Raw genomic sequence first — 25,608 nt, 5'->3', positions numbered from 1 at the left:
GAAAATAAAGAAATTGAATTCATAAAAGGACGGAAGGAAACATGTATTATATCGGAATCGATTTGGGCGGCACCAACATCGCGGTCGGAGTATGCGACGACCAATATAAAATCGTCGGGAAAGCGTCTGTAAAGACAAACCTGCCGCGGCCCGCCGAGGAGATCGCAGCCGACATGGTCACAGCGGCAAAAGCGGCCGTGGAAAACGCAGGCCTTACGATGACTGACATCAAGTGGGCGGGCATCGGCGCGCCCGGTTCCGTCGAACCCAAGAGCGGCGTGATCATCTACAACAACAACCTGGGATTCAACAACGTCCCGATTGCCGACCTCGTCCAAAAGGGACTTGGCGTCAAAACCTATGTTGACAACGACGGAAACGCGGCTGCTTACGGTGAGATGCTGGCAGGAGCAGGCAAAGGGGTCAAAGATCTGGTAGCCATTACTCTCGGCACCGGCGTTGGCGGCGGTATCATCATCGATCAAAAAATCTACGCGGGATTCAATCATGCGGGTGCGGAACTCGGGCATATGGTCATCGAAAAGGACGGCTGGCCCTGCACCTGCGGGCGCAAGGGTTGTTTCGAGGCCTACTCTTCGGCGACCGGTATGATCAAAATGACCAAACTCGGCATGCAGAAACACCCGTCTTCGATTATGTGGAAGCTCTGCGGCGGCAATTTAGACAGCGCCGGAGGCAAAACCGCGTGCGACGGCGTACGCAAAGGCGACGAAGCCGCCCAAGAAGTTTGGGATAAGTATCTCGACTATCTGGCTTGCGGCGTCATCAGTTTAATCAATATCTTCCAGCCGGAGGTGTTCTGCATCGGCGGCGGAATTTCAAAAGAAGGGGATTTTTTACTCGAACCGCTGCGGGCCCGAATCGCAAAGGAGACTTACAGCCGGAGCGGAATTCCCCAGACCAGAATCGTCGCGGCAACGCTTGGCAACGACGCGGGCATTATCGGCGCGGCATTTTTGGGGAATATTCGTTAGGAGGTCATCTTGACCGGAAAAGCGGCCTTTTTCTGCGAGCGTGAAAAAATCGAATACCGAATTAACGAGCCGCTGAGCGAACACACCAGTTTTCGCATCGGCGGCCCTGCCGCATTGTTTGCGGAGCCCGATACGCCCAAAAAGGCGGCTGCTTTACTCGGTTTTTGCGCCCGGAATGGGATCAAACATACAATGATGGGACGCGGCAGCGATTTGCTGGTCTCGGATGACGGTTATGACGGCGTTGTGATTCGAATCGGCGAAAAAATGGGCGATATGGATATCGACGGCAATGTGATTACGGCACAAGCAGGCGGCTCACTGGCAGGATTGTGCCGTTTTGCGCAAGCCAATCATTTGTCGGGTCTGGAATTTGCGTTTGGAATTCCGGGCAGCATTGGCGGCGGGGTCTATATGAATGCGGGGGCCTACGGCGGCGAACTAAAGGACGTTATCACCGAGGTCGGTTACTGCGGTGCCGACGGTGAGACAAAAACGTTGAAAAAAGAGGAATGCGGGTTCAGTTATCGGCATAGCTTTTTTACTGATAAAGATTTATTGATAGTATGGGCAAAGTTTGCGCTTGTGCCGGGCGACAGTGCTGTGATTGCGGCAAAGATGGCAGACATTCAGGGAAAACGAATCGATAAACAACCGCTCAATTTTCCCAGTGCGGGCAGCGTTTTTATGCGTCCGCCCGGTTTTTACACCGGTGCTCTGATCGAGCAGGCCGGGTTGAAAGGGAAACAGATCGGGGGCGCGCAGATCAGCGAAAAACATGCCGGATTCATCATCAACACCGGTGATGCTACCGCGAAGGATGTAAAAGAGTTAATCGCTTTGATTCAGGATGAGATCAAACGCCGAAACGGGGTGGACCTTGTCTGTGAGATCAAGTTTTTGGAGTAGATTCAGATGTCTTTCTGCAATGAGGTGAAAAGCAAGCTCTGCGAACTTACGACACCTGCTCAATACGGGCGGGCGTTCGGTAGCGGGCTGCTTTTTTTACACTGCGGACGTCATAAAAACTACCTGCTCAGAACCGAAATTCCGGGCGCAGTGATTGCGCTCGGAGAAATTTTTGAACACGTAACAGGACATGTCTTACCCGTCGAACTGCGCTCGACCGGTGTACGCGCTGCGGTGCTGCGCTCTGAGGAGCCACGCTCTGCAAAACGGCGGGAATACCGCCTGAAACCGGCGAGAAACCCTAAAATGTCGCACTCTGCCGATCCGATGAGGGCGCTTACGACAGTAGACTTTGCGAAGCCGGAAGAACTGTCCAGAAGCCGGATTTTTTCGGTGTTCAATCAGTTCGGCGAAGACGGTACGCTCGATAAATCTTTGTTTGAAAATCCCGAACAGGCACAGCATTTTTTACGAGGAGTGTTTATTTCGGCAGGGCTTGCCGCTGACCCGGCGTGTGATCTCCATCTGGAGTTTTCGGGGCTGACCGAGCGGGCGGCTGGAGAACTTTCAAGGTTACTGGAGACGTTGGATTTCCGCCCATTAATCACGAAACGGGGCGAAAAATGGGCGGTGTATTTCAAGGACGGAGAGCAGATTGAGTACTTACTCGCCGCACTCGGCGACACCGGAGCGATGTTCGAATTATCCAGCCTGCGCATTCGCCGCGATATCTCGAATAATCTGAACCGTCAGATCAACTGCGACGCGGCTAATTTGGGTAAGTCGAGGAACGCAGCGGAAAGACATATCGCGGCAATCCGATATATCTTTTTAAAACAGAGCCCCGACTATCTGCCGGCAGAACTGCGTACAACAGCTTTGGCACGCGTGGAAAATGACGACGCCTCGCTTTCGGAACTCGGCATTTTACTGGGCATCGGGAGAAGCGGGGTCAACCACCGGCTGGCAAAGATCGTAAAAATCGCGGAAGATCTTGCTGTAAAGGAGGGTGAAGCTTTATGAACTCTCAATTTATTCATTTACATCTGCACAGCGAATACAGTCTGCTTGACGGAGCTTGCCGCATCGGCAAACTGCTGAAACGCTGCGAAGAGCTTGGGCAGACTGCCGTCGCCGTCACCGACCACGGCAATATGTTCGGGGCAGTCGAGTTTTTCAAAGCCGCAAAAGCCGCCGGAATCAAGCCCATCATCGGCTGTGAGGCCTATGTCGCGCCAAGGGCAAGGTCGGACAAGCAGAAGAGCGACGAGAATTCGCAGCACCTGATACTGTTGTGTAAAAATGAAACCGGGTATCAAAACCTGATCTATATGCTCTCCAAGGGGTGGATGGAAGGATTTTATAACCGTCCGCGTATTGATAAAGAATTGATCAAAGAGCACGCCGGGGGACTGGTCGCGCTGTCTGCCTGTATGTTCGGAGAAGTTGCGGCGAAATTGCGCCAGAACGATTTTACCGGTGCTCTCGAAGCTGCGGTATGGTACAAATCGGTATTCGGAGAGGACTATTACCTCGAGATGCAGGATCAGGGCATTCCCGACCAAAAGGGAATCAACGCCGGGATTATGAAGGTGGCAAAACGGCTCGGCATCAAGGTCGTCGCCACCAACGACGTTCATTATGTGGATAAGTCCGACGCCCGTGCGCAGCAGATTCTCGTCTGCATCCAGACCAACACCAACGTCAATGATCCTTCAGCGATGGAGTTTCCGACCAAGGAGTTTTATCTGAAATCCGAAGCTGAGATGGCGGAGCGGTTTGCTTACGCGCCGGAGGCGATCACGAACACCCTCGAGGTGGCGGAGAAATGTAATTTCGAATTTGAATTCGGCAAGACCAAACTGCCGCACTTTGACGTACCTGCGGGGTTCACCCATTTTGAATATCTGAAAAAGTTATCTGATGAGGGGCTGGCGAAACGATATGACGGGCAAAGCTGCGGTGAGGCCCAAAAGCGGTTGGATTATGAACTCTCCACCATCGAAAAGATGGGCTTTACCGATTATTTTTTGATCGTCGCCGATTTTATCTCCTATGCCAAGTCACGCGGGATTCCCGTGGGACCGGGGCGCGGTTCGGGTGCAAGTTCTCTGACGGGATATTGTCTCGGCATCACGGGTGTCGATCCGCTGCGCTACAATCTGATGTTCGAGCGGTTTTTGAACCCCGAGAGAGTCAGTATGCCCGACTTCGACATCGACTTCTGCCAGGAGCGCAGGCAGGAAGTCATCGACTATGTGATCGCGAAATACGGCACCGAACACGTCGCTCAGATCGTTACGTTCGGCACGATGAAGGCCAGGGCGGCGATTCGGGATGTGGGCAGAGCGCTCGGAATGAGCTATGCCGCCGTCGATGTGGTCGCCAAAAAAGTGCCCCACTCGATGTTCGGCACGCTCGAGGATGCCTTTAACGCGCCGGACAGCCCGTTAAAACAACAGTGCGACAACGACACGCAGGCAGCGGAACTCGTCGCGGCGGCAAAAGAACTCGAGGGCATGGCGCGCCATGCATCGACCCATGCCGCCGGTGTGGTAATTACCGATAAACCGGCTTATTACTATGTGCCTTTGGCCCTCAACGGCGCTGCAGTCGTGACCCAGTACACGATGAACTATCTCGAGGAACTCGGTCTTTTAAAAATCGACTTTTTGGGGCTGCGGTATCTGACGGTCATCCATGATGCGGTCGAGTTGGTGCGTAAAAATGAGCAACAGCCGGAGTTTGACATCAACAAGATCCCCGAGAGCGACCCGAAGACCTATGCGCTGATCGGAAAAGGCGACACCGACGGGATTTTCCAGCTTGAGTCGGGCGGCATGCGGCAGCTGCTCGTTGACATGAAGCCGAGAAACCTTGACGACCTGATGCTGGCCATTTCGCTGTACCGGCCCGGGCCGATGAAGGCGATTCCGCAATATTTAGCGGGGCGGGCTAATCCGAAAAATATTCATTATTTACACCCAAAGCTTGAAAACGCGCTCAAAGATACCAACGGCATATTTGCCTATCAGGAACAGGTGACGCAGGTTTGCCGTGACCTTGCCGGATTTTCTTACGGGCAGGCCGATCTGGTGCGCAGGGCGATGGCAAAGAAAAAGCAAAAAGAGATGGTGCGTCAGCGCGAGCGGTTTGTGCACGGCGAGAAGGACGAAAACAGCAATGTCATTGTGCCGGGCGCGGTGTCCATGGGTATCGACGAGCAGACCGCGAATCGGATTTTTGACGATATGGAGACCTTTGCGGGGTACGGTTTCAACAAATGCCACGCGGCGCCTTATGCGCTGATCGCCTATCAGACCGCTTATCTGCGTACGCATTGGTATAAAGAATACATGGCCGCGATGATCTCGAGCATGATGGGCGACGTCAAGGCGACGCAGTATATTGAGGACTGCAAGCGGCACGGGCTGAAAATTTACCCGCCGAACGTCAATGAGAGCGAAAAAACCTTTGTGCCCGCCCAAAACGGCATCCGGTTCGGGCTGCTCGCAATCAAGAATCTCGGAAGTGCGGTGATTGATTTGATCGTCGCCGAACGCAAACGCAAAGGGCCTTATCATACATTTTATGATTTCTGTTCGCGGGTTTACGGGCGCGAGCTGAACAGCAGAGCGCTGGAATCGTTGATCAAAGCAGGGGTATTTGATACGCTTCCGGGTACGCGCAGGGCGATGATGTCCGCATCGGGACTGATTTTAGAGGAACTAGCCGAACGTGACCATGAGAATGTGGAGGGGCAGTTAGGGCTGTTCGAAAACACCGAAAAGCCGCCCGAGACAGAGCTGCCCGATGCCGCCGAGTTTTCGAAAGATGAAATTTTAGCCCAGGAGCGCGAAGTGACCGGAATGTTTCTTTCGGCACACCCTCTGGACAAATTCGAGGGGCTGAAACGGCAGCATAAGATTCCGGACATCTCCTCTTTGCTCGGTGAAAATGCCCCGGAACTGGACGGCAAACATATAGAGCTGCTCGGCGTGGTCGCTTCAAAAACCGTCAAGATGACGAAAAACGGACAAAATATGGCCTTTGTCACAATAGAGGATAAAACCGCTGGAATCGAAGTCGTGGTGTTCGCCGATTTATACGGAAAGAGCGCCGATTTACTGACGAACGGCAAAGCCCTGTCGTTTTCGGGAAGAATTTCGGTTCGCGAGAGCGACACAGAGGAACAGGACACCTATGAAGTTAAATTGATCGCCGCGGCAATCTCCGCACCGGACGACAGCAATCTGCCGCCTGTGCCAAAAGAGGAGCCGGAACCGGTTACGGATACCAAAGCGGGAATTTATCTGCAGCTTTTATCCAAGGACGATCCGAACATGGAACAGGTCAGATACATCGTTCAGTTCTGCCCGGGCGATACACCGCTCTACTGTTATTTTAAAGACGATAAAAAACTTGTCAGAGCGCCCAGGAATCTTTGGGTCGTACCCACTGACGGGCTGCTGCGCCAATTTAAATCATTGCTCGGGGACGAAAACGTTAAACTTTTAAAGTGAAAAAAGTTTTCAGATCAAGGAGTTCTTTTAATAAAATAATATCGAATCGGAAAAGGAAGGAATAATGATAAATGATTACATTCGAACAGGTAAAAAATAATTCCGCCGTCAAAACCTACATCACCCGCGCGGACGAATCGCTGATTGCGCTCGGCTACACCGAACACAGCTTTTCGCATGTACTGAAGGTTGCCTCGACTGCCAACTATATCTTAACGACACTCGGTTATTCTGAGCGTGAGATCGAACTCGCCCGGATCGCGGGATATTTGCACGATATCGGCAACCTCGTCAACCGCATCGAGCATGCCCAGAGCGGTGCTGTGATGGCATTTCGGATTTTGGACAATATGGGTGCAAGCCCGGAGGATATCGCGACCATTGTGACCGCCATCGGCAACCACGACGAGGGCACCGCCGAAGCCGTCAACGCGGTCGCCGCCGCATTGATTTTAGCCGACAAGACCGATGTGCGCCGCAGCCGTGTACGCAATCGTGATGTCGCAAAATTTGATATCCATGACCGGGTGAATTATTCGGTCAAGAAGGCGACGACTCAGATCAACGAAGAGAAGACCGCTGTTGAGCTTAAGCTGACCATCGATACCGGCCGTTTTTCAGCGATCGAATATTTTGAGATCTTTCTAACCCGGATGCTGCTGTGCCGAAAAGCCGCAGAAAAATTGGGGCTTGAATTTCACGTCATCATCAACGGACAGCGGCTCGTATAAATACTCAATATCTTTAAAGATTTTATTTTTTCCTTCACCTTTCGACATGTTTCGATAATCGCAATGTGATACCCTTTATTCAGTGGACGAGCTCGTGCCTGCAGCGGGGGCGCGGCGCGGAAACCACGCGAGATTTCGAACAAAAAAGTATGTGAAATTGTTCGAAAAGAAATACATAGCGAAGAAAGGGACAGGATGGGTATGAACAAGGAAAAAATTGCGGGTGTTCTTGAAAAAGTGGCTTTACTTAACGGCGTCACGGTAGAGGAAGTCCGCAGAGAGATTGGTATGGCAATCATGGAGGGAATGTCGAATCCCGATCCGAAAGCCAAAGCCAACTGGGCTGAGATGGAAGCCGATCACGGAATCCTCTCCCCCGAAGACGTCATCGACTGCCTGGTTCAGCGGGCGCAGAATTTCGCCCGAAACAGGGAAGTGGATTATACTTAAAAAAGAACCCTCCGAAAGGAGGGTTCTTTTTTAAAGAGATTCATGTTCGCTGCAGTTTCCGCCATCGCGTTTCCTTTTGTCCATCACAAATTTAAAAAGCCGGTACAAATCGTACCGGCCTTTTGATTTCAGGTGTTTACGCTTTGCCTGCGCAGCCTAAAACTTCGACGAGCTTATGCTTTACAAGCACTTTGATGTTCTCACGCGCGGGTTTGAGGTATTGGCGCGGGTCGAAATGATCCGGATGCTGAGCGAAATACTGACGGATCGTGCCGGTCATCGCAAGACGCAGGTCGGAGTCGATGTTGATCTTGCAGACCGCGCTTCTGGCTGCCTGGCGCAGCTGATCCTCGGGAACGCCGATGGCGTCGGGCATATTTCCGCCGTTGTCGTTGATCATCTTCACGAATTCGGGCATGACGCTGGAAGCGCCGTGCAGAACGATCGGAAAGCCGGGAAGGCGTTTGGTGACTTCGTCGAGGATGTCAAAACGAAGCTGCGGTTTGGTGCCGGGTTTGAATTTATACGCGCCGTGGGAGGTGCCGATGGCGATTGCGAGCGAATCGACGCCGGTGCGGGCGACGAATTCCTCAACTTCCTCGGGGCGGGTATAGGACGAATCTTCGGCGCTGACATTGACAGCGTCTTCGATGCCGGCCAGACGGCCCAGTTCGCCTTCGACAACAGCGCCTTTGGCATGGGCATATTCGACTACTTTTTTCGTCAGCTCTACATTTTGGTCAAACGAAAAATGGGAGCCGTCGATCATGACCGAGGTAAATCCGCCGTCGACGCAGGATTTGCACAGCTCGAACGTATCGCCGTGGTCCAGATGGACGCAGATGGGCAGGTCGGTTTCGATGAGCGCGGCTTCGACCAGTTTCATCAGATAGGTATGGTTGGCGTACTTACGCGCGCCGGAGGAAACCTGAAGAATCAACGGGGCATTTTCTTCTTTGGCGGCTTCGGTGATGCCCTGGATGATCTCCATATTGTTGACGTTGAACGCGCCGATGGCGTATCCGCCGTCATAGGCCTTCTTAAACATCTCTTTGCTTGTTACTAACGGCATATTGACTGCTCCTTTTCACGAATGAGTCGAACGTTGGTTCTTGTGGTATTATATCCCGAAATCGATTTTGTGTCAACGGGCGGAGCCGGCTCCGTGTTATCTGGAATACCGGTTGCCGCAGCGAAAAATATCTCCCGTCATCATTTTAATTCAGCGCCCGTTACAAGATGCCGCATTTAAAGCGGGTTTGCGGAATTTTTTTAGCTCTGTGGGAGTATTAGGTATAAATTTTATAATATGCCCATATTCATAAATTTTATACATAAATCGAAATAATTTTTTAATTCGGTTGACATTGACGCAGGGTTAAGTGTTACAATAAATTCTGGGTCGAAGGGAACGGGACAGAATTGATGAAGATCACCGATGTTTCGGCAAAATCAAAAGCGATGCTACAATCAGCGGAGGATGAAAATGAGACAAAGCAGCAATCGATTACTCGATATTCGGGGGATCGCAAACGGAATGGAGGGGAAAAACTATCCGTTCGACGATTGCATGGCATTTATCATGGAGCGAAAGTCCCTCAATGAGGGATCGGGCGAAAATCAATTGGATTATTGGAATTTCTCTTGGATAACGGGGGACGGTTTAACGCAAATTTATGACAAAAATCCGTCAACACTCTGCGAATATTGCGTATCGGGGTTTCGTGCCGGGGAGAAACATATCCGTTATGTATTTGACGCCATCGGTTATGATTATACTTACATCACCGCCGAACAGATCAACTCGGAAAAAGAACGATATAGACAAAAGGTAATGGCGTTTATTGATAAAGGCATTCCGGTTCTTGTCAGAACCACGATGGCCGATACGCCGACGGCCAATTCCGAATTCACCTATTGCCTTTTTGTCGGATATGAGGATAACGGAAACATATTGTTGTATACCAACCCTTATGATAAAATTGTCAGATATGAAACCGGAAATACCGTGAAACAGGACTGGATTTTTATCGGCGATAAAAAACACGATGTTGTTTATGCAGACCTTGTCTTTGCTGCGGTTAAGAAGATGCGGATTTGGCTGACATTGCCCGAAAGCGACGGAAAATGCTACGGGGCGGCAGCATTTCGCGCCTGGGCGGATGATGTTGAAAACGAGCGGTTTGAAAACGAAACCGATTTATGGGCGAATTACGGGGTCTATTTTTGCAGCATGGCGACAAACGCGTGGGCAAACAATATCATCGACGCACCGCATGCCTCTCTTTTACATCGATTTGCGGAGCTCAATCCGCAATCCAACGATATGAAAAATCAAATAGCCGCTCAGTTCTTCAGAATCGGAAACGGCGACGGCAAGGGCGGAATTTGGAGAGAGCTCCAAAACCTCGGCGGTGGGTTTAATGTCTCAAATGAGGTTATGAAAGACCCCGAAAAGCGCATCAAAATCGCCGCTCTGCTCCGTGAGGCTGCAGGATGTTTCGACCGGTTGGTTGAAATTTTAGATGAGGGTTTAAAGAGGTTTTAGGTCGTTAAAATTACTTAAAGGAAGTGCATTTTATGCTAAGTCTTTACCGTTGATGTGAGTTTTGACGGAAAGAATTATAGACTCTGCCCCTCTTTCCCCCGCCATTCATGGGAAACATACAACACCGAATTAATTAATGTTTTATTTAAATATCATGATTTGCAGATGAAATATCAATCGATAAAATAATCCATTAAAAAGATTTTTTTCGAAAATATCCTTACTGGAATAAAAAAGAAAACCGCTTATTGATAGAAAATCTATCAATAAGCGGTTTTGATTTTGGCATGTTATGCGTTGATAATTCTTCTGGCGGTCATATATCTTGACGACCAATAAGTGTTCGTGAGAGATGCCATTTTTACATACCCCGCGCCGGACTGGGCGCTGATGAAGTTATTGTTGCCGATATAGATGCCAACGTGATTGATGTTGTTCAGTCCGCCGTCCGTGTCAAAAAACACGAGGTCGCCGGGTTTCAGATTTGCCCTGCTGACCGCAACACCGAGCGAGGACTGCTGTGAAGACGAATGCGGAAGCGTGATGCCCGCTTTTGCGTAGCTGTAAACGACCAGGCCCGAACAATCCATACCGTTCAATGTTGCGCCGCCGAATACATAACGAACACCGATTGCGCTGTTTGCCGCGTTCACGACAATTTGCTCTTTGTCGTTCGAAACGGTTATGTATTGTCCGTATACCCATCCTGTTGTGCCGTTATATGAGATTTGGTACCAGCCGTTGCTGCTGCCGAGGATGGAAATCTGCGTGCCGTTTGCAAGCCTGCCGATGATGGGTGCCGTACTGCCGGTAGCGGAACGCACATTCAAGTAGCTTGAAGTCGCAACGCGCACAGTTCCGGTTGTTGCCGCAAAAGCGGCGAATGCAAACATGCTGACCACTATCAGCAATGCCGCCAGTGTGCTGATCATTTTCTTGTAAATTTTCATGGGTTCCTCCTTACCGTTTCACATGACGTTTTATTTAAATTTTGTTTTTTTGCAAAAATAAAAAGACCTTTGCAAATTACTTTTCGTCGTAATCATGCAAAAATCTTTATGTCATGTGACAAAGATTTCGCTCTTGTGAGCCGAGTTAGATTATAACGCTAAGTGTTATGACAGTCAACCCATTAAATGATTCCTGATCTGCCAAGCGGTGGAAAGAGAGAACAAGCGATTTTCATCACATAAATAAAGAACGAATTGAAGTGAAGCAAAAAGCGACGTGAAGCGTTGGCTTGCGCCGAAGTGAAGTATTTCGCCGCGCGAAACGTGAAGCCCAAGCAGGGGTGGTTTAGGTATCTGCAATCTATCCTAAAAACTCGTTTTCAAGTATACTCATGTAAATCTTATCAACATACTTTCCGTTTATGAAAAGCACCTCCGGCAATCTTCCGACTTCTTGGAATCCTACCTTTTTGTAGCATTTGATACCGCCGTAATTATCCGAATGTACGGTAAGATTTATACTATGAAGGTTCATTGTCTTAAATCCATAGCTAAGTATCAGTCGAATAGCTTCGGCACCGTATCCTTTGCCTCTTTGTTCCTCGTTGCCGATAAAGATACCAATATAGGCGTTGCGGTTTAGATGATCTATGTTGTGAAGACTTATGCTTCCTATCAACACATCATTGTCAAGAAGAACTATCGCAAAACGATGCATATTTTTGGGTGGTTCATAAAGCCAATTCAAATCACTTTTTGATGAAACCATCAGAGGATATTGGCCGAAATTTACTGCGAGCGTTTTATCCTCATTCATCCATTTTAAATAAGTATCAACTTCATCCGAGTTGACGGGTGAAAGATATAAGTGCTCTCCGATAATCTTCTTATAATATTTCATTGTTTTCTCCCAATATAAACTTCCTGCCGATAGCATAAGAACGCTGACTTTGCTACTCATCGTATCAAAATTAGCGTTCTTTTAGTGGTGCGGGTAACAGGACTTGAACCTGCATACTCTTGCGAGCATATGGACCTGAACCATACGCGTCTGCCAATTCCGCCATACCCGCAGATAAAAAGCGTTTCGGAAAATCCGAAAGTGCAAGAGTTATTATAAAACAAAACACGCGAATCTGTCAAGCGGGAAATATAGAATTTTTCGACAGACAGCAATTCTGAGTTATCAGTTGCTATTTTCGGAGCGGTATGGTATGATAAAATTACAAAATATTCAAAATACCCGATAAAACACGAAGTAAAGCAAGGCGTAGATTTTGTTATAAGGACGGTGAATCATCATGGAACAACAAGAATGGAATAAACTTTTCCTGAAGGACAAAGAACCGACGTTGCTCGATATCGCAGAGTATGTCGGGCCGGTCAAGGGGCTGTGGCTGTCGCTGATCGAGTATTTTGAAACCGCTTATAAGATTAAACCGAAGCTGACTTACAGCGGGTGCAGCGGAATGCCCATGTGGAACGTCAAGTTTCAAAAGAGCGGACAGGCGTTCGGGACTTGGTATCCGCGCCGGGGGACATTTTATGTGATGATCATCATCGGGTATAAGCTGGACGCGCAGATGGAGCTGCTTTTGCCGGTGCTCGGTGACTATACCGCCGAATCGTACCGCAAGGCGGGTGATTATATGAAAATCGGCAAATGGATGATCCTCAAAGCGGACAGTGAACAAGTTTTTGAGGATTATAAAAAGATTTGCGGATTGAAGCTGGCGGCGAAGCAATAAATGTGAATTAAGTGATATTAAAGCAAAAGCGTTCCGTTTTAGCGGAACGCTTCTTGTATTTATATTCTGTGAAATTATTTCTCCCCGGCGAGGATGGCGTTGTAGGTCTTTTCGTCGAGTTGGTAGCGTTGGACGAGCAGGATGGCTGCGATAAAAATCACGGCAGGGATCGGGCCGATTAACAGACGGATGGTGAAAAGCGCGGAATCCGTCTGGGCGACCTCATTCGGCACAAAACTGGCAAGGCTTAAGAATGCACCCGAGAGGGCCGCGGCAAGCGCGACACCGATTTTGGAAAAGAAGGTCCACATGCCGTAATAAGCGCCCTCCTTGCGGCTCTTGGTCTGTACTGCGTCCACTTCCACCACGTCGGGCAGCATGGCGAACGGTGGCACATAAGCAAAACCGAGACCGATGCCGGCGATGGCCATCACGACAAACGTGAACGTCATGCCGAGAATGTGCGCGAAGAAGAACATCCCGAGGCAGCAGACCGCAAGAATACCGAGCGCAATCTGATAGGTGCGCTTTTTTCCGATGCGCTTGGAAATCAGCACCGAGACCGGAATACAGACCATGGCGACGCCGAGCAATAAAATCATGGCAATGGTGGTCATGCCTTCGTTTTGATAGATGTATTTAAAATAATACACTAGCATGGTCTGGACAAAGGTGAGGCCGGTGAGGTTCAGGGTATAGACCGCGGCGAGCCGCATATAGTGTTTGTTTTTAAAAACCACCGCAAACGTTCCGAAAAATTTTTGTTTTGAAATAACGTGATTTTGTTCGGTCTCGCGTACGGTGAAAAAGGTGATTAAAATCGTCCCCGCCATGATGATACCGAAAATCAAACCGACATTCGAATATCCCTTATGGGTGTCGCTTGCCGCATTCACGATAGGCAGGACAATGGCTGCGCCCAATATGGTGCCGATAACCGCAAAACTGAACCGGAAGCCGTTGAGGGACGTTCGCTCCTTGAAGTCCTTGGTCAGATCGGGCGTCAGCGAGCCATAGGGGATGTTGACAACCGTGTAGGCGGTGTTCAGCAGGCAGAGCGCAAAGAGTGCCCAGAGAAAGCCGAGTGTCTGTCGGTTTTGAAAATCGGGCGCGGAGAAGAAATACCACATTGATAAAAGTAACGGTAATGCGCCGAATAAAAAATAGGGGCGGCGGCGTCCCCAGCGGGAGCGGGTTCGGTCTGAGATATAGCCCATCATCGGGTCAGTGACCGCATCCCAGAACTTGCCGATTAAAATGGCTGCTCCGGCGAGCGCAGAGGCGATGCCGACAGTGTCGGTCAGATAGATGAGCGAATAAAAACCCATCGCGGTAAAAAAGAGGTTGCCCCCCAGATCACCGACTCCGTAACCCATTTTGACCCCAAAGGGCAGCTTGGTCTTTTTTACGGCTGTTGTTTCTTCATTTTTCATGATGATACACCTTTATACATTTGATAAATTTATTGGCTAGTTCATCGGTTACATTGCGGGCGGTCTGTTTCGGGTTCTTGTGGTAATCGGGAAGCCGTTCGGTGAGGTCGAGGCAGTCGCCCGGTACGATCACCGCTTTTTTGCGGATTTTGTTGGGGCGGGTGGTGATGTTGCCGCCCATCAAGCGAAACGCGAGGTCTTGGAGATTAATCACGGATTCGACGATGCGGTCAAAAGAGTTCGGGTCACTTTTGAGATAATTAAGGTCGTAGTAAGACATCAGGTCGAAAAGCTCCATATGACGCATCGCATACCAGGCCTCTCCGGTGCGGCGGTGCGCAAGAGCGGTCTCCAACGGGATGAGGGTTTCGATGGGTTTTTCCGGGTAGATGCGGTCCCAGCCCTCAAGACGCACGCGGTACATGCGCTGAATAAAGGAATCGTCTTTTGCGTTCAGCCCCAATATGTTTTCGGCGAATTCGATCACAAACGGCAGAAGGGCCTCCCAGCGGCGCTGTTTGTTTGCTTTTTCGCTTTCGCCTGCGGTCGGGTTTTGCGGCCGATAACCGAGCGCTGTGTAATATTCTTCGGCGACGTCCAAAATGCGGTTTTCGAGGGCTTCGATACGCGGTAATATGTCATTATATGATGTTGGAGTCATACCACAGAGAGATTCGAGGTGATCGAGAGCGGCAAGAACTTTCTTTCGGTCGCGCGAATCGTATTGGTAATGCACCGAAATCGGAAGAATGCGGACCTTTTCGGGGCGGGCGGCTTTTTCAAGTTCGCTTGCGCACCAGAAGCCGATGCGTACCGTTCCGGGCTCGATTCGGGGCAGGGTCTCGCTGTGATAGGAAATTTGGCCCTCGGGGGCGATGCCGAGCGGAGAATTGCCGTCCCGAAGGACCGCCCTGATATTTTTCATGCTCACAGGTTCGGCTTTGACGTGGTAGACCGGCAAAGCGCCTGCGCGCGGCAGGATAAAACGGATGAATCCGCCGCCCCAGAGCGGAACGGCGTAATCGTGAACCAGGCGAATGGGGGAGCTGCAGGGAAGCGGCGTCTTCAGCTTTTTCGCTAAGCGCGGGAGGAGGTAATTAAATACATAAGAGAGCAGCTGGGGTTCGTCGCCGTAGGGGTGGCGGAAAGCGACGATCAGACGCGTCTTTTTTTGTTGGAAGTCCCGGAGGGCCTCGATAATTTTCTCGGGGATTCGAATCTCTGTTTTTTCAAAGGAGAGTGCCAAACGGAGATATACGGGCATTAAAAAACGGCCGGCAGAAAGCAGCGGCCCTGATGGTTGTGAAGGCGAAAGCTTTTTTCGTGTCTGCGCTTTGGTAATCGGCTTTGCGGCCAGCCCCGTTTTCGACATAGTTTCCCCAATATCGCGATTGTTACGATTATTGTACCAAACGGCCGATTCGGTGTCAAGAGAAAGACTGCCGGTCAAGACGAACATCATTGAGACGGTTTCCATCCGCTCTGTCGGGCATGCGTTTGCATATTTCGACGTTCAACAACAAAAACTATGGCAAAACATGCGGAGGTGAAACCTTGTTTTTGGATAAATGGCTGCACAAAAACGATAAAAATCCGGGGACAAAAATAACTGAAAACGCGGAGAAGTTGATCGAAGGCGGTTTGTCCGATAAACTTGAAGATAATATCGAGCTCTTTCAAAAGCTTTTTGCAAATGACGATACCTTTATCGTTAGAAAATTCGAAAACAGAAACAACCCCGATATCTGCTGCTGCCTGATGTCCATGGACGGCATGATCAACGTGAGCATCATCAATGAAAATATCATCAGGCCGGTTACTGCTTATGAAGATAAAAAAGAAGGGGATTTGTTCAAAACATTATCCGAGCAGGTGGTTCAGTCAAACGATGTCACCGCCTCGGAAGATATCAATAAAATGCTTGAGGCAATTCTTTACGGCGATACGCTTTTATTTGTCGACGGTTACAAGCGCGCAATGATCATCAATACCAAAGGATGGCCGTCGAGAAGCATCGCGGAACCGGATTTGGAAAAAGTGTTCCTCGGCCCCAAAGAGGGATTTACCGAAGCTATTATGCAAAATGTCGCCATGGTGCGCAGAAAAATCCAGATAAACGATTTGAAATTTAAATTTCGTACGGTCGGCGCGAGAACCCGCACGAAGGTCTGTATTTGTTATATCAAGGGCATCGCGCAGGAATCGATCTTAACGGAATTGGAAAAACGTCTCGATACCATCGATATAGACGGTATATTGGATTCGGAATACATCAGGGAATTTATCACTGACGCGCCGTTATCTATATTCAATACCATTTATCGGACCGAGAGGCCGGATACCGTCGCGGGCAAACTGCTGGAGGGCAGGTATGCCGTGATTGTTGACGGAACTCCCGTGGTCCTTACGCTGCCCTGCTTATTTATAGAAAACATACAGACAAACGAGGATTACTACCTGCAGTTTCAGGCCTCTTCATTTAATCGGATTCTGCGTATTATCGCTTTGTTCATCACAACCTGTCTACCCGCTATTTATCTCAGTTTAATCACTTTTCACCAAGAGCTGATTCCGACAACTCTGCTCACAAGTATTTATTCGGCTAGGCAAGGGGTTCCGTTCCCGAGCGTCATTGAGCTGCTCGGGCTCATCATCATATTCGATGTTATTCGCGAGGCCGGAACGCGGATGCCTTCGACAATCGGCCAAGCCTTTTCAATTGTGGGGGCTCTCGTATTGGGACAGGCGGCCGTCGACGCAAAATTCATCAGCGCGCCCATTGTGATCATTGTCGCGTTCGCCGGCATCACCAGTTTGATGTTGCCCAAAATGATCAACACGATTATCATCATACGGCTTTTATTGATTATTATTTCTGCGCTTATGGGGTTATACGGTTTTCTGTTCTTGTTTACCGGAATTTTAGTGCATGCGTTCAGCCTTCATTCGTTCGGCGTCCCATTTATGTCCTATATCAGGACCTTCGACAGGGGAGACTTGAAAGATACGATGATCCGTATGCCCTGGTGGCTGATGAATTACCGCCCGAGATTGATTGCGAATGACAGGAAAAGACAAAAAAAAGAGGATAAGCGCACATGAAAAAGCGGGCGGTATTGTTTTTGTTGATTGTTCTCTGCCTGGTTACGACCGGTTGTTGGAATTACAGGGAAATCAATATGCTTTCCATCGTTGCGGGGGTCGGCGTTGACCGCGACGCTGCCTCCGGTGATTATGTTTTATATATCGAGATTATAGAGTCCGGCTCGGCTTCGAAAGGCCAGTCGTCACCGGAAGGCAAAATTGTGGAGACCAGAGGAAAAACCGTGTTCGATGCGGTTCGGAATACGATTCAGGTCTCCGGAAAACGACTGTTTTGGAGTCACGCGCAATGCATCATTGTTGGTGAGGGTCTGGCGAGGCAGGGGCTTCTTGATGTGCTCGACTGGTTTTACCGGGATGCCGAAATACGTCTGACCACACATCTGCTGGTCGCAAAGGATGCATCGGTAAAAGACATTATGACTTCCAAAGGCATCGTCAACGAAATTTTGTCTTATGAAATCAACGATAAAATCGATAATTCGGACAATGTTGAAAAATATACAAGGGTTCAATTATATAAAGTCATAAAAATGCTTGAATCGGAGGTCCCTTACGCCTTTGCTCCCTGCGTTACAATGAAGCCGCAGGATGAGATGAAGTCGGCGGATATCTGCGGGACCGCGATTTTCAAAGGGGATATCCTCGTGGGTTATTTGGATTCGGAGGATACGAAATATTTTTTATATGTCATCGATAAAGTTAAGGGAGGTTTGTTGGTCAACTACAATTATCAAAACGACCCAATTGCGGATATCACCCTGGAGGTGTTCGACAACAAAACCACGGTCAAACCCGTTTTCAGTGACGGCATTTTAGCCGTTGGTATCAGCACCGAGACCGAGGCGGCGATCGGGGAAAGCGGGCCAAATGCAAGCTACGCCGATATAGCGGGTATGACGGCTCTGACGGAAGACATGCAGCTGTTTTTGCAAGAAAACATCATCCGCGTCGTTCAAAAGGTGCAAAATGAATTCGACACCGACATCTTCGGGTTCGGGCAACTGGTTTATGCGGAAAAGCCCGACATTTGGAAGCAATATAAAGACGATTGGGATAACGGTTTCAAGAATCTGCAGTTCAGCGTGACCTGCAAAATCAAAATCAGGAACAGCGCCCAGGCCGGAAAAAGTTTAAAGGATCAACAGTAATGGGCGAGGAAATTGTGATTTTTACTGTGTTGTATGCGGTGTTGATATTTACGGATTTGGTGCCTGTATATCGCTCGAAAAGTAAGAAGGCGATTTTTTTCTGCACCGGATTTTTTGCGCTTGCCTTCATTTTGCAAGTTTTAATTATTTTCAAAGTCGAGCTTCCCAGATATGCGGATTTGTTTCAAACCATTTACGATTTCATAACCGGTAAAGGGGGGAAATGAGTTGGGAAAAGAAGTGATCACGGCGAAACAGGCGATTGCGATGCTGGTCATGTTCGAATTGGGCAGCGCTTTGATTCACGCCACCCATGCGAGAGACAATCAGGACTTTTGGCTCTCCTATCTTGCCGCAACGGTTTTTGCGTTGTTTACCTTTTTCATATATAGCCGTATTATGATCCTCTACCCGGGGAAAAACCTGCTGGACATCAACAGGGAACTGTTCGGGAAAGTCGCGGGAAGCATCATTTTCGCAACTTATATCTTTTACGCATTCTCTCTCGGCGCTTTTGTGACGCGGCATTTCACGGAGGTCATTCAGATAACATCTTTGCCGGAAACGCCGCAATATGCGTTTGCGATTTGTATCATTCTCACCTGTATTTATATCACGAGAAACGGGGTCGAGACCTTCGGGCGCTGGTGTTTGTTCGCGCTTCCGGTCATTATTGCAATTTTCTCACTGACAGTAGTCGTTTCGGCTTATCTGTTTGATTTTCAAAACTTAAAACCTGTTTTGCAGAGTGACGCATTTTTAATAGCGGATAATGCGTTTAATAATTATTCACTGCCGTTCGGAGAGAGCGTCGTGTTCCTTTTGGTGATTGATTCCCTGAATTTCCGTAAAAAAACGCTGAAAGTTTTTTATATCGGCTTGATATTGGGGGCATTCTTAATTGCGGTTGCGACGTTGAGAAATATCCTGGTTCTCGGCATGGAAAACATTCAACTTCTGACCAGCGCATCAATCAGCGCCGTCAGCATTATTCAATTGACCTCCTATTTAGAGCGAATTGAAATAATCGTCATCATAAATCTGATCATCTGCGGAATTGCCAAGATTGCGGTGTGCTTGGCGGGAGCCGTGAGAGGGACCGCGAAGCTTTTAAATCTCAATTCCGAAAGACAGCTTGCTGCCCCAATCGGACTGTTGATGCTGATGCTTTCGATCAACGTTTTTAAAAACGCCATGCAGCTGAACGAATGGTTCGACGTCTACAGATGGATTTTTCTCCCGGTTCAGGTGCTCTTTCCCCTTGTGACTTGGGTCATTGCGGAAATTAAAACGAAAGTTCATAAGAACAAAAGAGTAAAGGCTGTCGAACAAGAGAATTAAGGTTTTAGTTTCGTATGCGGAAAAGAGCTTAGCATAAAAGCTTAGGCCTATTTTATTTTGGCGTTTGGTATGGTATAATCTAACAAATATTTCAGGGAAATGAGAGGCAAAAAGATAGATTGATGTTCAAAGTGGCTTTGTTACAAATGATTTCGGCGAAGACGCAGGATGAAAATCTCGAAAAGGGGATTGCTTGGTGCAGAACGGCTAAGGCAATGGGGGCTGATCTGGCGCTGTTTCCCGAGATGTGGAATAATGGGTATGTGTTTCCGTCCGATATCGAAGAATTCAAAAAGAGCGCCGTTGGAAGAAATAGTGATTTTGTCAGTACTTTTGCCGAATTGGCAAACGAATTGATGATGGCAATCGGGATTACATACCTTGAACAATACGAGCCGCTACCGAGAAACACGCTGACGGTGTTTGATCGTTTCGGCAGGCGGGTATTGGATTATTCGAAAGTGCACACCTGCGATTTCGATGCCGAGCGAAATCTGACGCCGGGTGAGGACTTTGGGGTGTCGGAGTTGGATATCGAAGAAGGCAGCGTGAAGATCGGGGCTATGATCTGCTATGATCGGGAATTTCCCGAGAGCGCAAGGATTTTAATGCTCAAGGGCGCGGAGGTTATCTTGGTGCCGAACGCCTGTCCGATGGAAATCAACCGGCTTGCTCAGCTCCGGACGAGGGCTTTTGAGAACATGCTCGGGATTGCAACGGCGAACTATGCTTACGGTCAACCCGATTGCAACGGGCATTCTTCGGCTTTCGACGGGGTTGCCTATGGGGAAATCCGTCCCGGAACGGTCGAATCTAGGGATATGCTGATCGTCGAGGCGGGCGAGGCAGAGGGGATTTATCTTGCGGCGTTCCCGATGGATAAAATTCGCGATTACAGGCGGCGCGAAATTCACGGCAACACCTACCGGCACCCGGACAAATACCGCCTGCTGGTCTCGGAGGAGATAAAAGAACCGTTTATTAGAAGGGACTACAGAAAATGAATCATTTAATCGTTATATAATAACATTCCGAAATAGGTGACGGTGTTTGCGCCGTTGATATAGTTTATTTTTGCAGTTTCGGCGAGTCCCGCGACCAAGATGCCGAAGCCCTCAACTGAGGGAAACAGCTTGTCGGGGAAACGGCAGGGGCTGTCGGGATAAGTACATTTTTCGCAACGATTACAGCTTTCATTCGAAAGCAATAAAAAGTCGTTTATTTCTTGTTTAACGAGTTCATAAATCTTGTCGCAGGTCTGTTTAAAAGCCGCGTGTCCGGCGCGCATCCCCTCAAAATCAAATGAGTCCTCGAGAGGGAAAATCTGATTGAAAACCAAGGCATGGGCATAGGACAAACATTTTACTCGGCATTCTTCCATCTTGCCGACGGCGGGCGGACAAGCCCAAGTCGTGCCGTAGCTGCGGCAGGCGTTGTCCTCGCAAAGTTTGCGCACTTCCGGCGAAAATGGGATTTTCGCGGTTGAAATCATACCATGTTGGCTGATCCCGAGGGCGATTATTTGATCTTTATCAATATTCATATAAAATCCTCTAACTAATTATCACGGATGAAAACCGATTTCAGCATAACATAATCCGCTTTAATTTTCAATCGAGCAAAAATTATCAAGCAACGTTATGGAAGATGTTGTATGATCAGATCGGCGGTGATGACATGAACGGTACCGAGATCATTCAAAAGGCGATCGACTTTTGTGAGGAAAACCTGACCGGCGAGATCACCGTAGACGAGCTTGCCGCGCGTTCGGGCTATTCGGTCTATCACTTTTGCCGGATGTTTCAACAGGCGGTCGGTTGCGGGCCGATGGAGTATCTGCGCAGGCGGCGTCTGTCCGAGGCCGCCGTCGCCATCGCCTCGGGCAGGGACTACATCAAGGACGTCGGGTTTAACTGGGGGTTCAACTCCCATGAAAATTTTGTGCGGGCGTTTCGGGCGCAATTCGGCGTGACACCATCGCTGTTTCGGCAGACTCAAAGCAGTTTGAATCTGTTTCACCCCGTAAAATTGGGTGAACGGCGGTTTGAAATTCCGGGGCCTGCTGTGCGCTTTACCGTCAAACCCGCTTTCAAGGTCGCGGGATTTGCCTGCCGCACGACTTTCCGAAAGGGCGCGAACGGAAAAGACGCGCCCTGCCACTGGAACCGGTATCATGCTGAGCGGCTTTTTGAGCAGATCGGAAAACCGACCGACCCGGCGACGCGGTGGGACATCGGGATGCTATTCGACTATGACGAAAAAACAAGAGATATTTCTTATTTGATCGGCATTGAAGTCGACAACTTTGACGGTGTAAATCCCGAATGCACCAAGCTGACGATTCTATCGGCGCAATATGCGGTGTTCAACACCCCGCCCGCAACCACCGAAACGTTTGTCAAAACAATTTACCAGACATGGGGTTATATCTACGGTGTATGGTTTCCACAAACGGGGTTTACGCACCTGAAAGCGAATGAATTTGAGACCTATTTCCGCTGCTGCCGGGTCTCGACGGCGTAGAGAAGATGAGCAAGTCGCTCGATAACTACATCGGCATCGACGAACCGGCGGAGATTATATTTGAAAAGTGCATGAAAGTGCCGGACACGATTTTGGCGGACTATTTCCGCCTGACAACCGATGTTGCCGAAAGCGTATTTACGCCGTTGGTCGAGAGGGATATCCGGCAGGCGCATTTTGTGTATGCGAGAGAGATTGTCCGGCTGTATCACGGGGAGACGGCGGTCGAAGCCGCCGAACAGCGGTATTTGTCGGTCGCCTCCGGCAAAAATCCGGATCAGATGGAGATGCTGACGGTCACGGAGAGCGAAATATCGGTTATTTCGCTGCTGCGGATGGCCGGATTCGCCGCTTCCAACGCAGATGCCAAACGGCTGATCGAGGGCAAAGGCATTAAACTGAACGGCGTTGTCGTGGAGGACATCGACCGCCGTGTGAACTGCGACGCCGTGTTGAGCCGGGGGAAGAATCGGTTTGTAAGGGTGAGGTTTGAGAAAGAGGATTGACAGGTTCTCAAATAATAAGCGCGCCGGTGAAAACCGGCGCGCTACATAGTTTTTATTATTACCCGTAACTGTTATAATTCCGAGATTCTTCGTATGCTCAGAATGATAGCTTTATTTCCTTCGGATAAATCACAATCAAAGTGCCTTCGCGGACGGAGATTTCGGAGAGCACGCCGGTGAATTCGTTGCTGACTCCTAAGGGGTAGGTGTTATATAGCGTCGCGTCTGTGAGCGGGTATTTGAGGCCGCGCTCATAGACGCCGGTGCAAACTTCCGTATGCGCAAACGCCGAGACCGTCCCTTGCGCAGTGGCCGGGAAAGTGAGTTTGTCGTTATGGATGGCGGTGATTACCGCGTCGCGATCGAAAAGGTACCCTTTGCAGCCCTGTTGCGCCAGATCGGCGATGCACTGGATGTTGGCAAGGGTATGGTCGAGACGCCCACCCGTGCCGCCGTAGATATGAAACACGCGAAAACCGCTATTTTTGCCCTCCCTCAGAGCCGCGACCATGTCGGTATCGTCTTTTTTTTTAGGCAAGACGACGGTTTTTACGCCGGAAGCCGGTTTTTCGGACAGCGAATCGAAATCGCCGACCACGAGATCGGGGGCGAGGCCGTGCTGTTCAAGATAAATCAAGCCGCCGTCCGCGGCAATGACGAGATCGCCGGGAGCGGGAACGGGCGGCGGGCCGTAATGCTCACCGGCGCCGAAGATGTAGCAGGTCGGCATAATTAGACCTTCTTTCGAAGAGATAGATCTTATAATTCAAAATTCAGAGTTAAGAATTCAGAAGCGCGGACGGGGGAACCATCCTGCCCGCTGCGGCGGGCACTTCTTCACAGAGGAGAATATTTCATCCGTCCTACTTAAGATGGCAATTCTAAAATCAATCCGACGGGGCAGTGGTCGCTGCCGATGACTTCCGAATAGATGATGCTGTCTTGGACGCAGTTCGCGAGCCGTTCCGAGACAAGAAAATAGTCAATGCGCCAGCCGGTGTTGCGCTCCCGCGCTTTGAAAATGTAAGACCACCATGTATAAGCATTGGGTTTATTGGGATAAAGCAGGCGGAAAGTATCGACAAAACCGGACTGCAAAAGAACAGTTAATTTTTCACGCTCTTCATTGGTGAAACCCGCGCTGCCCATATTCGGCTTGGGATTTTTAAGGTCGATCTCTTTATGCGCGACATTCAGGTCGCCGCAGACAATCACGGGCTTTTGTTTGTCGAGCGCGGTCAGATAGTCACGGAATGCGTCTTCCCAAAGCATCCGATAGGGCAGACGCGCCAATTCGTTTTGAGAGTTGGGTGCATATACGGTGACGAAATAAAACTGTTCGAATTCCAGCGTGATCACGCGGCCCTCGCCCGAATGTTCGGCGGTGCCGAAATCGTAGGAGACGGAGAGCGGTTCAAGGCGGGTGAAGACCGCCGTGCCGGAGTAGCCTTTTTTCTCGGCGCTGTTCCAATAGGACGTGTAACCCGCAAATTCGATATCGGCTTGCTCGCGCTGCATCTTGGTCTCTTGGACGCAGAAGATGTCGGCGTCGGCAGCGGTGAAATATTCGGGAAACCCCTTATTCATGACGGCGCGCAGGCCGTTGACATTCCATGAGATAAATTTCATATGTTTTTCCGTCCCTTGCTTGTGGTCTGATTTTATTATAACCCGGATTGCTCAAGGGGGCAAGTATTTGGCTAATCCAACTCACGGTTGGGAAATGTACAAAGAAGTCCAAAAAACGCGTCATTGTTTTTACAGGAATTTATCATTATAATCAAGACAAATAGTTCGCTTGCGAACTTTAGGCGGCAAAATACTTTTTGCCGCCGGGACCTACCAACAAACTTGTTTGGAGGAATAACCACGTCGATTAAAATCAACGAACAGATTGCGTTTTTGCGTAAGCAAAAAAATATCACGCAGGAGGAACTGGCGCAGGCGCTCGGAGTGACCAACCAATCGGTCTCGAAGTGGGAGAACGGCGCTTGCTGCCCCGATATCGCGTTGCTGCCGGAGATTGCCGCCTACTTCGGCGTGACCACCGATGCGCTGCTTGGATATAAACCCGCCGACTCACTCGGGGATGTGTATTTGAAAATCAAGGCCTTGTTTCAGGAGTCGCCCGCCGAGGAGAGTTTTGCGCTGGCGTTCAAGCTGGGATTTATATTGCATGAGGGCGCGGTTTCGAGGGGCTACAAGGGCTTTGTGCCGTGGGACACAAGCCGGGATCGGATCGCTGAGAACGGGCTCGGGCAGTGGGGATTTTCGGCCTGCAGCGAACCCGAGGGTGTTTCGGTGATGAAGGGCAACACCATCTTGATCGCGAACGGCAAGATCGAGCGCCCCGTTTCGGCTGCCGAGCTGCGGGATATCCACAGCTTTTTGCAGACGTTTGAAAACAAAGACACGTTGAAGGTGATTTTCGGGCTCTGCGAACTGACAGCGAAGGATTACAGCGTATACATCACTGTAAAAGAACTTGCCGAGGCTTGCAAATTGCCGGTCGAAGACGTGGAACATGCGCTCGGAGAACTGCCGACCCAAATCGGAACCGCAAAAGACGGGAGCGAGGGATATCGCATCGAGGGCAGGTATATGCATATCCCGACGGTATTGCGGCTGCTCACCGCATAATAAACAAAGAAAGACAGAACCTTCGCAGCGAAAATGCTGCGGGAGTTTTGTTTTTTCA

Annotated in this window: 23 protein-coding genes and 1 tRNA gene; 15 read left to right on the top strand and 9 right to left on the bottom strand. The window is 49.5% G+C overall.

The features are described from left to right. Nucleotides 1-41: 41 nt before the first annotated feature. From PKH29_00850 to PKH29_00825, 6 genes are all read left to right on the top strand, one after another. Nucleotides 42-995 carry an ROK family protein gene (locus PKH29_00850; GenBank protein HNX13383.1) on the top strand — a complete coding sequence of 318 codons (954 nt, stop codon included), beginning with the start codon at nucleotides 42-44 and terminating at the stop codon, nucleotides 993-995. A gap of 9 nt (nucleotides 996-1,004) precedes the next feature. Further along, entirely contained in the window at nucleotides 1,005-1,904 is a 900-nt protein-coding gene (gene murB, locus PKH29_00845) for a UDP-N-acetylmuramate dehydrogenase (protein ID HNX13382.1), read from the top strand. Nucleotides 1,905-1,910: 6 nt separating this feature from the next. Further along, nucleotides 1,911-2,927 carry a DNA-binding protein WhiA gene (whiA, locus tag PKH29_00840; protein ID HNX13381.1) on the top strand — a complete coding sequence of 339 codons (1,017 nt, stop codon included), beginning with the start codon at nucleotides 1,911-1,913 and terminating at the stop codon, nucleotides 2,925-2,927. After that, nucleotides 2,924-6,427: a DNA polymerase III subunit alpha gene (locus tag PKH29_00835; protein ID HNX13380.1), complete on the top strand. Its 3,504-nt coding sequence runs from the start codon at nucleotides 2,924-2,926 to the stop codon at nucleotides 6,425-6,427. The genes whiA and PKH29_00835 overlap by 4 nt, the downstream gene beginning before the upstream one ends. Nucleotides 6,428-6,498: 71 nt before the next feature. After that, on the top strand, nucleotides 6,499-7,158 hold the full coding sequence (locus PKH29_00830) for an HD domain-containing protein (GenBank protein HNX13379.1): 660 nt from the start codon (nucleotides 6,499-6,501) through the stop codon (nucleotides 7,156-7,158). Between the two features lie 201 nt (nucleotides 7,159-7,359). Next, the gene (locus PKH29_00825; protein HNX13378.1) at nucleotides 7,360-7,608 is read left to right on the top strand and encodes a sporulation initiation factor Spo0A; all 249 of its coding nucleotides are present in this window, start codon (nucleotides 7,360-7,362) and stop codon (nucleotides 7,606-7,608) included. 136 nt (nucleotides 7,609-7,744) lie between these two features. Here the strand turns inward: PKH29_00825 and fba are convergent, their stop codons facing one another. Further along, nucleotides 7,745-8,680 carry a class II fructose-1,6-bisphosphate aldolase gene (fba, locus tag PKH29_00820; protein ID HNX13377.1) on the bottom strand — a complete coding sequence of 312 codons (936 nt, stop codon included), beginning with the start codon at nucleotides 8,678-8,680 and terminating at the stop codon, nucleotides 7,745-7,747. Between the two features lie 414 nt (nucleotides 8,681-9,094). Between fba and PKH29_00815 the strand changes: the two genes are divergently transcribed. Next, nucleotides 9,095-10,156 carry a hypothetical protein gene (locus tag PKH29_00815; GenBank protein ID HNX13376.1) on the top strand — a complete coding sequence of 354 codons (1,062 nt, stop codon included), beginning with the start codon at nucleotides 9,095-9,097 and terminating at the stop codon, nucleotides 10,154-10,156. A gap of 290 nt (nucleotides 10,157-10,446) precedes the next feature. On the opposite strand, the gene PKH29_00810 is transcribed toward PKH29_00815, so the two are convergent. From PKH29_00810 to PKH29_00800, 3 genes are all read right to left on the bottom strand, one after another. Beyond that, entirely contained in the window at nucleotides 10,447-11,106 is a 660-nt protein-coding gene (locus PKH29_00810) for an SH3 domain-containing C40 family peptidase (protein HNX13375.1), read from the bottom strand. Nucleotides 11,107-11,467: 361 nt separating this feature from the next. Further along, complete coding sequence (locus PKH29_00805; GenBank protein ID HNX13374.1) at nucleotides 11,468-12,007, bottom strand: GNAT family protein; 540 nt, start codon at nucleotides 12,005-12,007, stop codon at nucleotides 11,468-11,470. An 85-nt stretch (nucleotides 12,008-12,092) separates the two neighbouring features. Further along, a tRNA-Leu gene (locus tag PKH29_00800) sits at nucleotides 12,093-12,179 on the bottom strand. 228 nt (nucleotides 12,180-12,407) lie between these two features. Here PKH29_00800 and PKH29_00795 point away from each other — a divergent pair. Beyond that, nucleotides 12,408-12,854, top strand: a complete 447-nt coding sequence (locus PKH29_00795; GenBank protein HNX13373.1) for a DUF3788 family protein — start codon at nucleotides 12,408-12,410, stop codon at nucleotides 12,852-12,854. A gap of 74 nt (nucleotides 12,855-12,928) precedes the next feature. On the opposite strand, the gene PKH29_00790 is transcribed toward PKH29_00795, so the two are convergent. Beyond that, nucleotides 12,929-14,287 (bottom strand): MFS transporter, encoded by a 1,359-nt coding sequence (locus PKH29_00790; GenBank protein ID HNX13372.1) that lies wholly within the window; start codon nucleotides 14,285-14,287, stop codon nucleotides 12,929-12,931. Beyond that, nucleotides 14,277-15,551, bottom strand: a complete 1,275-nt coding sequence (locus PKH29_00785; GenBank protein ID HNX13371.1) for a hypothetical protein — start codon at nucleotides 15,549-15,551, stop codon at nucleotides 14,277-14,279. Before PKH29_00785 ends, PKH29_00790 begins: the two co-directional genes overlap by 11 nt. A gap of 290 nt (nucleotides 15,552-15,841) precedes the next feature. Here PKH29_00785 and PKH29_00780 point away from each other — a divergent pair, with 290 nt between their 5' ends. The 4 genes from PKH29_00780 (at nucleotide 15,842) to PKH29_00765 (ending at nucleotide 20,885) form a co-directional block, all read left to right on the top strand. Beyond that, a complete protein-coding gene (locus PKH29_00780; protein ID HNX13370.1) occupies nucleotides 15,842-17,389 on the top strand; it encodes a spore germination protein in 1,548 nt (515 codons plus the stop codon). Beyond that, nucleotides 17,386-18,540, top strand: coding sequence for a Ger(x)C family spore germination protein (locus PKH29_00775; GenBank protein ID HNX13369.1), 1,155 nt, complete (start codon nucleotides 17,386-17,388; stop codon nucleotides 18,538-18,540). Before PKH29_00780 ends, PKH29_00775 begins: the two co-directional genes overlap by 4 nt. Before the next feature lie 228 nt (nucleotides 18,541-18,768). Further along, nucleotides 18,769-19,881 (top strand): endospore germination permease, encoded by a 1,113-nt coding sequence (locus PKH29_00770; protein HNX13368.1) that lies wholly within the window; start codon nucleotides 18,769-18,771, stop codon nucleotides 19,879-19,881. 122 nt (nucleotides 19,882-20,003) lie between these two features. Continuing rightward, nucleotides 20,004-20,885, top strand: coding sequence for a carbon-nitrogen hydrolase family protein (locus tag PKH29_00765; GenBank protein ID HNX13367.1), 882 nt, complete (start codon nucleotides 20,004-20,006; stop codon nucleotides 20,883-20,885). Nucleotides 20,886-20,890: 5 nt separating this feature from the next. On the opposite strand, the gene PKH29_00760 is transcribed toward PKH29_00765, so the two are convergent. Then, nucleotides 20,891-21,424 carry a DUF2284 domain-containing protein gene (locus tag PKH29_00760; protein ID HNX13366.1) on the bottom strand — a complete coding sequence of 178 codons (534 nt, stop codon included), beginning with the start codon at nucleotides 21,422-21,424 and terminating at the stop codon, nucleotides 20,891-20,893. Between the two features lie 134 nt (nucleotides 21,425-21,558). Between PKH29_00760 and PKH29_00755 the strand changes: the two genes are divergently transcribed. Continuing rightward, nucleotides 21,559-22,404: an AraC family transcriptional regulator gene (locus tag PKH29_00755; protein ID HNX13365.1), complete on the top strand. Its 846-nt coding sequence runs from the start codon at nucleotides 21,559-21,561 to the stop codon at nucleotides 22,402-22,404. Between the two features lie 5 nt (nucleotides 22,405-22,409). Next, nucleotides 22,410-22,910, top strand: coding sequence for a hypothetical protein (locus tag PKH29_00750; protein HNX13364.1), 501 nt, complete (start codon nucleotides 22,410-22,412; stop codon nucleotides 22,908-22,910). Between the two features lie 97 nt (nucleotides 22,911-23,007). Here PKH29_00750 and PKH29_00745 read toward each other — a convergent pair whose 3' ends face one another. Further along, nucleotides 23,008-23,640 carry a thiamine diphosphokinase gene (locus PKH29_00745; GenBank protein HNX13363.1) on the bottom strand — a complete coding sequence of 211 codons (633 nt, stop codon included), beginning with the start codon at nucleotides 23,638-23,640 and terminating at the stop codon, nucleotides 23,008-23,010. 137 nt (nucleotides 23,641-23,777) lie between these two features. Next, nucleotides 23,778-24,539 carry an exodeoxyribonuclease III gene (locus PKH29_00740; protein ID HNX13362.1) on the bottom strand — a complete coding sequence of 254 codons (762 nt, stop codon included), beginning with the start codon at nucleotides 24,537-24,539 and terminating at the stop codon, nucleotides 23,778-23,780. 222 nt (nucleotides 24,540-24,761) lie between these two features. On the opposite strand from PKH29_00740, the gene PKH29_00735 reads away from it, so the two are divergent. Beyond that, entirely contained in the window at nucleotides 24,762-25,550 is a 789-nt protein-coding gene (locus tag PKH29_00735; protein ID HNX13361.1) for a helix-turn-helix transcriptional regulator, read from the top strand. The last annotated feature ends 58 nt before the right edge of the window (nucleotides 25,551-25,608 follow it).

It is taken from the genome of Oscillospiraceae bacterium, from assembly GCA_035353335.1.
In the GTDB taxonomy this organism is placed as follows: Bacteria; Bacillota; Clostridia; order Oscillospirales; family JAKOTC01; genus DAOPZJ01.
The sequence above is the reverse complement of the archived record's forward strand: the minus strand, read 5'-3'. Positions and strand labels throughout refer to the sequence as shown.